Origin of the sequence: Acinetobacter sp. ANC 5600, from assembly GCF_002018395.1 — a bacterium.
Lineage (GTDB): Bacteria > Pseudomonadota > Gammaproteobacteria > Pseudomonadales > Moraxellaceae > Acinetobacter > Acinetobacter amyesii.
On record NZ_MVKW01000002.1, the window covers coordinates 127,295 to 139,260 of the forward strand.

Genomic DNA, 11,966 nt, shown 5'->3' on the forward strand with positions numbered 1-11,966 from the left:
GATCGCTCATGAAATACGGATCATTTTTAGCAGGTTTAATTGCAGCTACGTTCATCAGTAATGTATCTGCATCGCAAGCAACCCAAGTCACTGCCAAAGCTAGTTCCAGCTATGCAAAGACCAAATATCCAATCGTATTCAACCATGGTATGGGTGGTTTTATTACCGTTGGTACGGACTCATTTGGACTCGACTATTGGTATCAAATCCTTCCTGATCTTGCCCGAAATGGTGCAAATGTTTGGGCAACTCGCGTATCGCCTTTTAACTCTACCGAAGTGCGTGGCGAACAGCTTCTACAACAAGTTCTTGAAATCCAAGCACTCACAGGTGCGGATAAAGTGAATTTAATTGGACATAGTCATGGTGGACCAACGATTCGTTATGTTGCCGGTGTTCGCCCAGATGTCGTGGCTTCATTAACCAGTGTTGCAGGACCTCATCAAGGCTCCCCTGTTGCAGACTTAATTTTAAAAGCTGAAGGCACCGCTGTCGAAGCACCCTTGGTTGGAGCTGTGAATTTTGTCTCTAAAGCCATCGTTTGGGCGCAAGGTCTAGATCCAAAGACTTATCCTCATGATGCATTGGCAGGTGGTTCAAGTTTAACGCTAGCGGGTTCTGCAAAGTACAATGCCGCATTCCCTCTGGGCTTGCCTAAATCCAATTGTGCTGATGGCAATAGCGTTGAGAAAGGCATTTATAACTATTCATTTACAGGTGTGGGCCAAATCACCAATATTTTAGATTTAGACTCAGCACTAAAAGTGACCGCATTACTGATCGATGGCGGAAAAGACAATGATGGTCTCGTATCACGCTGTAGTGCCAAATTTGGTAAAACCATTCGTGATAACTACAACTGGAACCATTTAGATGAAGTCAACCAAGTGCTTGGTCTCAAAGCGTTGTTCGCACCAGATCCTGTCGACGTTTATCGTCAACATGCCAATCGTTTAAAACTTCAAGGTTTATAATTTAGTAAAGCTATACATTAAACCCTGTAAATTCAGGGTTTAATGATATTTTCATTAATCAATGTACAAAATATCTTTCATTCTATCGAATAGTTCTCACATTTTGCTTTCCTTTTTTTATAATCCTTAATGACAATAAAAATTGTCAAATAGACGAGTTTGTCTATTTCCAAACTGAACTAAATCACAGTTTGAATACCAAAACAAAAAGAAAGGAATGAAAAATGAAAGGAAAATTGCTCTGCGCCACGCTCCTTGCAAGTATGGCAGTGACCCAAACGCATGCTGCATTGGGTATACAACAAGCGACCACTAAAAAAGTCATCGACAATTATGCTGAAACCCAATACCCCCTAGTGTTTGTACACGGGATGTTTGGTTTTAATCGCTTAGGCGGTGCCGTTTTTGGTCTGGATTATTGGTATCAAGTTCTTCCCGATTTGGCAAGCCATAAAGCTACGGCCTTTGCTACACAAATCTCCCCGTTGGAATCCATTGAAGTTCGTGGAGAACAACTGTTAGACCAAGTTGAACAAGTAGTTGCCATTACTGGCAAACCCAAAGTGAATTTAATTGGTCACTCACATGGTGGCCCTACGGCTCGATATATTGCTGGCGTACGACCTGATTTGGTTGCCTCTGTCAGTACAGTCGCAGGCACCAATGACGGTTCACCTGTGGCGGATTTAGTACAGAGCGTACCGATTTTAAATGGCGTATTAGCGACTGTTATGGATGCATTAATGACCCCAGTGATTAACTTCGCCCAGCAGTCCAATCTGCCTTCAAATTTTAAAGCTTCGATCTACAGTATGTCTCAACCGGGTGTGAAAGCCTTTAATGCAAAATTTCCACTCGGTATGCCTGCAACTAAATGTGCTGATGGCCCAAGTGTTGCCAATGGCATTAGCTTCTATTCATGGACAGGTATTTCTAACACCACCAACTTACTTGATCCAGATACGATCTTTACCGCAATGGGGCCAATTGCATTTAGCGGACAACCGAACGACGGCTTAGTGAGCCAATGCAGCAGTAAATTAGGTAAAACCGTCCGTGATAATTACAAGTGGAACCATTTCGATGAAGTCAATCAAGTATTGGGCTTGAAGGGACTATTTGCACCAGACCCTGTTTCAGTCTACCGTCAACATGCCAATCGTTTGAAACTTCAAGGTTTATAACTTTCTTTCATGGATAAAAAAATGCGCCAAAAGGCGCATTTTTTTACAGCGTTGTAAAACAAATTATTTTGCTTTACGAGCTGGTAATTTTTCACGAATACGTGCAGCTTTACCAGACAATTCACGTAGGTAGTAAAGTTTAGCACGACGAACGTCACCACGACGTTTCACTTCGATACCAGCAACGATTGGTGAGTGAGTTTGGAATACACGCTCAACACCGAAACCACTAGAAATTTTACGTACTGTGAACGCAGAGTTCAAACCACGGTTTTTCTTAGCAATTACAACACCTTCAAATGCCTGAAGACGTTCACGCTCACCTTCTTTTACTTTTACTTGAACAACTACTGTGTCACCAGGAGCAAAAGCAGGGATGTCTTGTTTCAACTGTGCATTTTCAACAGCTTGTACTAAAGGATGTTTACCGCTCATGGGGTATCTCCGATTATGCGAGTTAGAAGAGGTCTAATCATCGCTGGGGCTAGAGGCTAAAGCGCATAGACCCGATTGACTTTCCCTTTATGCTTGACCGCTTCAATGCATAAAGAGCCTAATATAAGATTTAAAAAATTTAAACCTGAGAATCTTTTAGCCATTTCTTTTGCTGCTTGGTCAATTCAACTTTTTCAACCAACTCAGGTCGGCGTTCTAAAGTGCGTTGATATCGCTGCAAAAACCGCCATTTCTCAATATTGGCATGATGTCCCGATTTTAATACTTCAGGAACGTCTAAACCTTCAAAATGGTCTGGCTTGGTATATTGTGGGCAATCTAAAAGACCATCCACAAATGAGTCTTGCACATGTGATTGCTCATCAGACATTGCACCCGGAAGTCTCCGAATCACACTATCCAATAAAACCATCGCAGGGAGTTCACCACCAGATAAAACGTAATCGCCTATTGACCATTCCTGATCAACATATTGTTGGATCAAACGCTCATCAACTCCTTCATAACGACCACACAATACAATTAATCCATCATATTTGACGAAATCTTGTACTGCAGGTTCATTTAAGGTCTTACCTTGCGGTGACATATACACCACAGGGACATGAACAGCACCCGCTTGCTTGGCAAGCTCTTTGGCACGATGAATTGCTTTCGCTAATGGCTCAGCCATCATCACCATACCAGGACCACCACCAAATGGACGTTCATCCACTCTTTTGTAGTTGCCCTCAGCAAATTCGCGTGGATTGATACAATGAACTTGCACAATGCCACGTTTTGCTGCGCGCCCGCTAATACCGTAGGCTGTAATCGCTTCAAACATTTCAGGAAAAAGCGTAATGACTGCAAAAAACATCGCAGACTCCTCTATTTTCCTGCTGCGTCAATCCTTAAAGGATTAATAATCTACGCCCCAATTTACGTAGATACGACCAGCTTCGAGATCAACACGCTGTACTACATCTTTATGCCATGGAATCATTCGCTCTTCGCTATCGACACTGTCAGCAGTAGCGCGAACTACCATCACGTCGTTAGCACCTGTTTCAAACAATTCGTGGATTTGACCGAGGTTGACTTCTTGTTCATCTTCTCCAAGACCTAACACTGTTAAGCCCTTCAAATCTGACCAGTAATACTCGTCCACGCCTGCTTGAGGCAGTTGCGATTTAGAAATCCAGATATTTGCGCCAACCAAGTTATCTGCCGCGGTACGATCACTCACACCTTTTAGCGAAACAACCAAGCCTTTGCCATGTGGTTTCCAACGTTTTACATCTACTGTTTGCCAACCTGCTTTGGTCTCAATGTACCAAGGGAGGTAGTCAAAAATATTGCTCATAGGTTCTGTATTGGAATAAACCCAGAGCCACCCATTTAATCCATATGCTGAACGTAGCTGTCCAATCTGAATACGATCTTCGGGAACATTCTGTGTTGGTGTCATGGGTAACCTACTACTAATTAAGCAGTAGCTGCAGCTTTCTTAGCTTCAGCAGCTAAAGAAGCAACACGTTCTGAAGGTTGAGCACCTTGTGAAACCCAGTGAGCAAAACGGTCAGCATCTAAACGAAGTTTTTCTGCTTTACCTTGAGCTGTAGGGTTAAAGAAACCGATACGTTCGATGAAACGACCGTCACGTGCATTACGGCTATCAGTCACAATAATTTGATAGAACGGACGTTTTTTAGCACCACCGCGTGCAAGACGAATAACAACCATGATAGAACCTTATAGTTTTTACGAATTATCCCTGTATCGACCATCGATACATTTCAAACCCCTTTCATAGAGGGCAATATTTTACGTGAAATTTGCCCTGAATGAAAGATCAAAAAGTGTTTATCCACAATTTTGAATTTGAGGTTATTTGCCGTCCCATGGTTCACAAGCGCCAGAAGTTTTTTCCCAACATTGTTTGCCGGTACTATCTAACGTTAAGTTTCCAGAGTTTTTCATTTGTCCTTGAGGAGTAGCGGTCAACGCCCAACTATGTGTTGGATCACTTGTTGTACTGGACAAACTAAGCTGATATGTAGCATCCCCCGATTTATTGATGCTAGTTTGACCATATACTTTAGCTAAAGTCGCACCATAAAAGGACCCATTAGCTAATTTATAACTAGCCAATCTTTGTGCAATTGCTAACAATTCAGATTGAGCTTCAACTCTTTTGGTTCTCTGTACATAATTTTGATATGACGGATAAGCAATAGCAGCTAAAATTGCAATAATTGCAACAACAATCATTATCTCAATTAAAGTAAAACCCTGTTTTTTTACCATTGTTCTACCCCAACTCCAGTACAAGCATTGTAAGACACATTTGAATTTGTCGTGGTTTTACAACGCAACCCTGTACTTGTTAACAATAATGTATATAACTTAGCATCTGATAAATCCAACGGAGTCGCTTTCATCGACCAAACCATTCCATTATCCGTAGTAAGTAAATTTTCAGTAGTCGCCCGACTAATATCCTTTAACTCAATTTTATATTTGGATGTACCTACATTAAGCACCCCACCTGGTACAAATACTTCAGGCATAGCAGCTGTCGCACCTGCATATAAATATTTAGGATCAAATTTTTTATAAGAGAAATTTTTAGCTTTGTGTCTCTCTAATTGATCAGCTAACTTCAACATTTCCTGCTGCACTTGGGCTGTTAGATTCTTGCGAATAAAGCTTTGATAGCTTGGTATTGCTATCGCAGCTAAAATCGCAATAATCACCACTACGACCATTAACTCAATTAGAGTAAATCCAGATGATTTACGCATCAACCTCCCCCTTGGGCATATTGCTCGTACCAACGGTTAGGAATAAATTTTAAAGCACTTCCGTAACTTTTTATTTGTCCAGAACCACCCGAAACACCACCTTTTTTGTCTGCATTTAATACAAAAATAGAGCGTTTATTTGGATCACCATCACGACCACCACCAATAATAGGCTCACCAATACCTGCACCCAATGGAATATAAATATTGGTTTTACAAATACCGTATGGCAAACAGAAGCGCTGTAATGCGGTTTCTCCTGCTACACCTGCACTACAACTTCCAGTTGTACCAGCTTTAGAAGAATCAAAAACAGGAACATATAAATCTTTTTCCACAGCAACTAATGAACCCAAACTTTTTAAAATTTGCTTATTCTTAGTTGACGTTACTGCTGTTCCAGTAGCACTAAGTGCCTCTTCCTTATTATATAAATAGTACCAACCACCATTACCTGATGTAGAGTCAATTTTTGGTCGTTTAGTATTAGTGAGCGAATCATCTGCATCCACACGATTATCTATTAATTTCAACTGATTTTTTGTTGTTGCATTATTCGCACCCAAAGTACGAGTAAGAAAAGCTGACGTAGGATATTTGTCGGCATAAACATCATAATCATATATAGCAAACACACCATCAAAATTTTCATTTGCTAATGGCGTCGTAGCATATCCATGCAATGGTTGACTCTTATTACCAGAAGCAAAGCTAACTACAGCTGTACCTTCAGAATGAATCGTAAATGTAGGTGCATTATAAAAACGCTGATGCGATTCACTTAGATTTAATATTCGATTAACTTGTGATTTAAACTCACTTGCAGACGCTGAGAAATCAACACGGAATGCTTGTCCATTTAAATCACCAAAATATAGATGATCAATTAATCCATCATTATTTCGATCTACTGTTTTAATTTCGCTAACAATACTGTAATTCATATTTACAGCACTACCATTACCAGCCAATTTAAGATTTTTTGTACCACTTGTAGTAGTAGCTGTATTATTACCACTTACCGACCAAAGTAAATCACCATTATCTGCATCAAACATATAAACCCCAGCACCAATTTTGTTGGTTTGGGTATAGTTCGCTGCTTCATAACCACCATAACCATCACGCTTATCTTTGACTAATTTACCATTAACTGTTTTTGTTGTATAAACTCCATCTCCATCGTCTTTTAACCCTGTAGTGCTGCCAGCATCATATCCACCGCCAACAATCATGACTAATTTACGCCTTCCAAGCCAATTTACATAGGCCAGTGTGGGTTTTGACCAACTCTGCCCCATATTCTCCAATTCTTCAATTGTTTTAGATTTAGTTACACTACCTTCTAAATAGTGGACTTGTTTATTATTGGGATCAATGTGAAACTTGACTTTAGGTGAGCTCATATCCGTTAAGTCTAGAGAATAATAACTTCGCCCTCCCATACGTAAACCACCATATACCCATTGCTTTCCTTTAAGGTTTATAGTTTCAGTATCTCCATCATCATTTTCGATTGTACGTGAACCACCATCTACAGTAAGTTTTCCATTTAAGTCAGAAACATATACTGTATGTGCAGTCCACTCCCCATCTATACCGTAATACAGTTTATTTTTACCACCTGCATCCGCCCCACCATTAAGTAAAAAACCTTGATTCTGTAACTCAATCATTTCTTTAGGAATGAAAGCAAATACTTCATTACCTTTACCATTTTTAGCATCTAGCACATGCAATACACCTTGTGTGCTCCCAAACAAGATATAGTCATCTCGATCAGTTGTATCAATAGTTGCAGATGCACTCGTTCCAGTAACTATTGGCAATCCAGATTGGGTCAAAAGCACAGGTTTTGAATGTAAAATTGCACCTATTTGCGGTAACTTCCCCGTTACTGTTTTAGTTGTAAGATCTTCGCCATCTACAGCATTCTCATAACCAAGCAGCCCCATCAATGCTGCACGATAAGGTGCAGAACCATTCAAATTATAGGCAGTAGTAATTGCATTGAATTTTGTTTTTTTATCTGAATCATCATACCAACTTAGATTTAAATTCTGACTAGTAACTCCGTCCTTATAATTAAAATCAGTTAATAATAAACGCTCTTTAGGTGTTCGATCTGCATTGTAACCTTGTAGTAAGTTACTCAGCGCCCCGCCTTTAAATGCTGTTTCACTTGAGGAAGTCACATAGTCAGCATTATTCCACAAGTCTGTAACATTCTTAATTTCATCATTTTGCATAACTGGATTAGAGCCTGTAATAGTTCCAGGGTATGCACCTGACCTATTGGCGTATAATGATCCATCGACTGCGTGATATTTTTTTAAGTTTCCATACCACACTTGCTGCAATTCAGTTGCCGCAACTTTAGGCACAAATTGAGGGAAATAACCAAAAGGTTGCATCGCATTACTATTCAATGCATCAATTGGTAAGGTAGCGTTGCCTGTACTAATACCTGGTATATCTGTTTTGACAATAGTTAAAAACTTATTAAAACTCTCGACAACAGCTTTACTATCTAAGCCTGAGTAAGATCCACCCTCTCCAAGCTCTCCCCACGACTTAGCATCCTTGACATCATCGCTCGGATCAGTAGCTGCCGTATCGAAATCACGACCAAATCCAACAACGGCTGTCCTAATTTTAATACCTACGGGGTTTTTATCAGGATCTAGTAAGGCCTGATTAAATTTACCGGTACAATTCCAAGCATGCTGAGATCTATAATATGATGAAAGACGACCCAATACACTAGTTGCTGTTGCTTTACAGTCAAATAAACTCCCTTTTGTATCCAAAGCAGACTTCATTACGTTATACGCATCTCCACTTTTTCCATCACTCCCTGGTGCAGTACCACCTGGCTCTGGTCTACCATCCGTTAAAAAATAAACTCCTTGAGCACTACATTGTTTAGCGGTATCAGTCGTTTGAGCTGCGATAGATATCGGTTTTGAGTAATTAGTACTAGAATTACTGTAATCTCCTCCACCAGTTTTCGTTCCCATTAAAATTGCACCGGCTTCAGCATAAGCATATGGTGTAGGTGTACCACCTGTTGCGGTTAGATCAATAATTTTCTGTACTAAATTTTGCCTATGAGTTAGATCTAATTTTTTTACTTCCTCTATCCTTGTACCCTTGCTCCCTGAAAATACAGCCAATCCAATATATAAATCAGAACTTAAGGGTTCAATAATATTTGCAGAATCACTTTTATCGCCCAATAACAATTGTAATAACCCAATTTTTAACTGGGTCAATCGTGTCGCCTTTCTATCAATCTCAGTACCAAATGTCCAACCACTCCACCCCCCCCAACTAGTCGTTCCACGTATACACTCTCTGTAACTAAGCGTTTTAGTCCCATACCAATCGCTAGCGCCAAATGTGTGAGTTACATCAGAACCTGCTTTCTTATACGAAAATCCACCTGCATCATTATTTTTTGAAGGACAATTTTGCTCATCATAAGTAACAGTATTGCCATAGTCAGTAAAATTCATACTCCCCGATTTATCAAGCATGAATAAAACAGTTGTAGCTCCAGCACCCGATGCCGGCGCCTTATAAATATCAATATCACTTGCACCAACACTACTACAAATAAGCGCAGTAATAGATGCCGACAATACTGATAATTTTGCCTTAGTTAAGGCAGTATGATTTAAAAATTGACTCATATTCATTTTATTTCTCCTACCTTAATTAACTTGGCGCAACTGATATTCCATTTCTTGACTACTATATGGAACATTCAATTTTGATAGACAATCAGCAACACTATCTTTAGTTACACCGCCTACAACAACATTGAAACTCGGATAATTCATCACACATTTATTAATTTCATCTGCAGATGCTGTAGATAAATTAGGAATAAAAGAGGTAGCGTTCACAATAATTGTCCCGATATCTTTACCACCATAGGTATCTGAATCACTTCCTTCATACATATGCCCCCAGTCTTTACGCCCCTCGACGATAGAACGCGCCCCAACACGAGTTACCACAGCACCACGATCGGAAGTAAAATCAGCCGATTTATTTACTTTGCAGTAACCTTCCTGCCCCATCTCATTTTTTGAAATACTAGCGCCATCCCAATACACAAGGCTGGCGTTGCCTAAATTATATTTATTATCTTTTTCACTTTTTCTTAAGCAATAAACCAACTCTTTGCCCTTATTTTCAGGTTTATTTGCATAACCAATCATTCCATTATCTAATTGAAGTTTTGCAATTTTTACCGCATCATCAGCATAAGATTCGAGCTGAAAGAATACCGCATCCGAATTTTGTACCAATAATGCTTGAGCCTGCGCATTCGTTGTAATATTAAGTGACGTTATTGCACCACGAATAGCCCAAGTACCAATGATTGTGATGAGCAAAAGCATGACCAAAACAAAAATTAAAGTATTCCCTGTTTGTTTATTTTTCATCATGTTCACTCCGCCTGATTTTTCACACCAAAACCATTGCGTAAAGCGACAGTTTGGGTAATAACTTGACGTAAATACTTACTTTTATCTGGATCTGTTAATAACTCTTTATTTTCCGAATCTAACACCGTAAATTTAGTCAACTCTGTGCCATTCGACACAGTTTCAGGTGAGCGAACCAAAATACCGAGTTGAATTGATACAATTTGTGGTTTATCTGATAACTTCGTATATTCCGATGGTGAAACATAAATAAACTCATCCATCACACCATCTTTGACTGCATTATCGCGAGCAACCCCTAATAACACTCGAAAATGATCTACATTTGGAATCAGCATTTCACCATCACCGGATAAATCTAAACTTGTAATAGAGTCACCCGTATATACTGTCGCTTTGCAACGTAATGAAAGTGGTCTATATTCACCAGCAGCTGCAGCCGCTTTTTCTTCTTTTAAAAAATAGCGCTGTACAACAAATTGATTTGGTAGGACCTTCACACCTTCACAATTAAATTGACTACCAATTGTATTTTTATATTGAATTACGATTTGATCACTCTTAATGTTTTTAAAATTACTAGGACCAATGGAAGATTTAGTTAACAAAGCATTTATGGTTTCAGCATTTGTCATTGTTGCTTTACTTATATTTGTATTAGAAAAAACAACACCCCCATGTAAGGTGTCTACTGTCATAGCAGCGCTATTTGAATCTATGTTCGCACGACGTAAGTCTCTAATAATGTAGTCCATTCCAAATAATCCACTGTTTTGGATATTCGCACTACTTTGCTGAAAAGCAAGACTTTGATTTGCATTCATAAAGACTTGTATTGATGCCGCAACGATAAGTGATCCTAAAACTAAGGCAATCATTAATTCTATTAATGTGAATCCTTTTTGATTATTCACGATCCATATGCCTCCATTACTAAGCATTTAGCACCTGCAATGTATACACCCGACACCATGCAATTTGCCTGATTAGTCGCAGTAATCGCTGTGTCTCCCCATGCAACATACACACATTGACGATCTCCGCCTTGACAATCATTAATAATCATTGTCATATTCTTTTGCTTTGCCACGCCTAAAATTTGACTAGCATCGAAAGTTGCCATTTCAGCTCGTGTACACATTGCTGTTGTCGTAACTACTGAAGTTTGACTATCTGGCCTAATACAACTTTTGACAGCCGTATTACCAGACGCATTTATTTTAGATTTATATACATTTAACTGAGTTCTATTTACACGAATTTTTTCTGCGAGATCTCTTGCAAGTGTCATTGCCGCCGTTCGATCATTTGCCTCTTGTACAGCATCGAGTGCTCTAAATTGCAAAGCTGCAAAACCTAAAACAGCTATAGCTAAAATTACAAGGGAAACAAGGACTTCCATCAAACCTACACCTCGTTGACTTTTCATCATTTACACTCCCCAATTAATGGCTTACTTTGCATTTTGTCAATCACGCCACTTTTAAAAATTTTTATAGTTTTAATTTCATTTAATTTCTCGTGACAAATTTCGAAAACTAAATCTTCTGTATCTTCCCAATCAACAATTTTTTTGGGATTAGTCAAGGGATCTTCGGGCAGATCCGCTTTATACCCTGGGTTATCAACTAATTTACGAATTGCTGTTGTTCGCTTTTTCGCAAGCCCTGTAGGCGTAAAAAATATGCCTTCAGGTAAGTTTTTTGCAATTATATGTACAGTTTGACGTGGACTTTGCCAGTAAAATTTTTCACCATTATTTGGTAAATTTTTAAACTCTAGTGAAACATCTTTACGTAAAGCTACGGCTGTGCCTCTGACATTTGATAAAGTCATCGCTAAATCTCTTGCCTCTGTTTCCAATTGCTTCTTGTAAACAAATTCCATCATATTAGGCGCAGCCAGCATGGCAATAATCGCCATCACAGCAATCGTCACCATCAGCTCAATTAACGTAAATCCATTATTTTTCTGCATACTCCCCCCAAGGCGCGCCAAACTTTACCCTATTAAAAATAATATCTAATTAAATTACAAAACAAACACAAATAAGGATAAAAGGCATAAAAAAACAGATAATTGCCAAAAAGCAATTATCTGTCAATT

At 39.2% G+C, this 11,966-nt stretch carries 13 protein-coding genes; 2 read left to right on the plus strand and 11 right to left on the minus strand.

Going from position 1 to position 11,966, the window contains the following annotated elements; translation table 11 throughout:
• Positions 1-8 precede the first annotated feature (8 nt).
• Positions 9-974, plus strand: coding sequence for an esterase/lipase family protein (locus B1201_RS04470; protein WP_078192507.1), 966 nt, complete (start codon positions 9-11; stop codon positions 972-974).
• Positions 975-1,198: 224 nt separating this feature from the next.
• A complete protein-coding gene (locus tag B1201_RS04475; protein WP_078192508.1) occupies positions 1,199-2,158 on the plus strand; it encodes an esterase/lipase family protein in 960 nt (319 codons plus the stop codon).
• Positions 2,159-2,221: 63 nt separating this feature from the next.
• Here B1201_RS04475 and rplS read toward each other — a convergent pair whose 3' ends face one another.
• The 11 genes from rplS to B1201_RS04530 form a co-directional block, all read right to left on the minus strand.
• On the minus strand, positions 2,222-2,593 hold the full coding sequence (gene rplS, locus B1201_RS04480; protein ID WP_078189351.1) for a 50S ribosomal protein L19: 372 nt from the start codon (positions 2,591-2,593) through the stop codon (positions 2,222-2,224).
• A gap of 139 nt (positions 2,594-2,732) precedes the next feature.
• Positions 2,733-3,473 carry a tRNA (guanosine(37)-N1)-methyltransferase TrmD gene (gene trmD / locus B1201_RS04485; protein ID WP_078192509.1) on the minus strand — a complete coding sequence of 247 codons (741 nt, stop codon included), beginning with the start codon at positions 3,471-3,473 and terminating at the stop codon, positions 2,733-2,735.
• Between the two features lie 42 nt (positions 3,474-3,515).
• Complete coding sequence (rimM, locus tag B1201_RS04490; RefSeq protein ID WP_078189353.1) at positions 3,516-4,064, minus strand: ribosome maturation factor RimM; 549 nt, start codon at positions 4,062-4,064, stop codon at positions 3,516-3,518.
• A gap of 17 nt (positions 4,065-4,081) precedes the next feature.
• Complete coding sequence (rpsP, locus tag B1201_RS04495; RefSeq protein WP_078189354.1) at positions 4,082-4,339, minus strand: 30S ribosomal protein S16; 258 nt, start codon at positions 4,337-4,339, stop codon at positions 4,082-4,084.
• A gap of 144 nt (positions 4,340-4,483) precedes the next feature.
• Positions 4,484-4,903, minus strand: coding sequence for a type IV pilin protein (locus tag B1201_RS04500; protein WP_078192510.1), 420 nt, complete (start codon positions 4,901-4,903; stop codon positions 4,484-4,486).
• Entirely contained in the window at positions 4,897-5,400 is a 504-nt protein-coding gene (locus tag B1201_RS04505; protein ID WP_078192511.1) for a type IV pilin protein, read from the minus strand. The genes B1201_RS04500 and B1201_RS04505 overlap by 7 nt, the downstream gene beginning before the upstream one ends.
• The gene (locus tag B1201_RS04510) at positions 5,400-9,101 is read right to left on the minus strand and encodes a hypothetical protein (protein WP_078192512.1); all 3,702 of its coding nucleotides are present in this window, start codon (positions 9,099-9,101) and stop codon (positions 5,400-5,402) included. The genes B1201_RS04505 and B1201_RS04510 overlap by 1 nt, the downstream gene beginning before the upstream one ends.
• 15 nt (positions 9,102-9,116) lie before the next feature.
• Positions 9,117-9,860, minus strand: coding sequence for a pilus assembly PilX family protein (locus B1201_RS04515; protein WP_078192513.1), 744 nt, complete (start codon positions 9,858-9,860; stop codon positions 9,117-9,119).
• Between the two features lie 2 nt (positions 9,861-9,862).
• Positions 9,863-10,774 carry a PilW family protein gene (locus B1201_RS04520; RefSeq protein WP_078192514.1) on the minus strand — a complete coding sequence of 304 codons (912 nt, stop codon included), beginning with the start codon at positions 10,772-10,774 and terminating at the stop codon, positions 9,863-9,865.
• Positions 10,771-11,289 carry a type IV pilus modification protein PilV gene (pilV, locus tag B1201_RS04525; RefSeq protein ID WP_078192854.1) on the minus strand — a complete coding sequence of 173 codons (519 nt, stop codon included), beginning with the start codon at positions 11,287-11,289 and terminating at the stop codon, positions 10,771-10,773. Before pilV ends, B1201_RS04520 begins: the two co-directional genes overlap by 4 nt.
• Positions 11,289-11,837 (minus strand): pilus assembly FimT family protein, encoded by a 549-nt coding sequence (locus B1201_RS04530; RefSeq protein ID WP_078192515.1) that lies wholly within the window; start codon positions 11,835-11,837, stop codon positions 11,289-11,291. The genes pilV and B1201_RS04530 overlap by 1 nt, the downstream gene beginning before the upstream one ends.
• Positions 11,838-11,966 lie beyond the last annotated feature (129 nt).

Bases quoted from the DNA above. Each gene is read 5' to 3' on its own strand.
- B1201_RS04470 (WP_078192507.1), top strand. From the start codon at position 9: ATGAAATACGGATCATTTTTAGCAGGTTTAATTGCAGCTACGTTCATC.
- B1201_RS04475 (WP_078192508.1), top strand. From the start codon at position 1,199: ATGAAAGGAAAATTGCTCTGCGCCACGCTCCTTGCAAGTATGGCAGTG.
- rplS (WP_078189351.1), bottom strand. From the start codon at position 2,593: ATGAGCGGTAAACATCCTTTAGTACAAGCTGTTGAAAATGCACAGTTG.
- trmD (WP_078192509.1), bottom strand. From the start codon at position 3,473: ATGTTTTTTGCAGTCATTACGCTTTTTCCTGAAATGTTTGAAGCGATT.
- rimM (WP_078189353.1), bottom strand. From the start codon at position 4,064: ATGACACCAACACAGAATGTTCCCGAAGATCGTATTCAGATTGGACAG.
- rpsP (WP_078189354.1), bottom strand. From the start codon at position 4,339: ATGGTTGTTATTCGTCTTGCACGCGGTGGTGCTAAAAAACGTCCGTTC.
- B1201_RS04500 (WP_078192510.1), bottom strand. From the start codon at position 4,903: ATGGTAAAAAAACAGGGTTTTACTTTAATTGAGATAATGATTGTTGTT.
- B1201_RS04505 (WP_078192511.1), bottom strand. From the start codon at position 5,400: ATGCGTAAATCATCTGGATTTACTCTAATTGAGTTAATGGTCGTAGTG.
- B1201_RS04510 (WP_078192512.1), bottom strand. From the start codon at position 9,101: ATGAATATGAGTCAATTTTTAAATCATACTGCCTTAACTAAGGCAAAA.
- B1201_RS04515 (WP_078192513.1), bottom strand. From the start codon at position 9,860: ATGATGAAAAATAAACAAACAGGGAATACTTTAATTTTTGTTTTGGTC.
- pilV (WP_078192854.1), bottom strand. From the start codon at position 11,289: ATGAAAAGTCAACGAGGTGTAGGTTTGATGGAAGTCCTTGTTTCCCTT.
- B1201_RS04530 (WP_078192515.1), bottom strand. From the start codon at position 11,837: ATGCAGAAAAATAATGGATTTACGTTAATTGAGCTGATGGTGACGATT.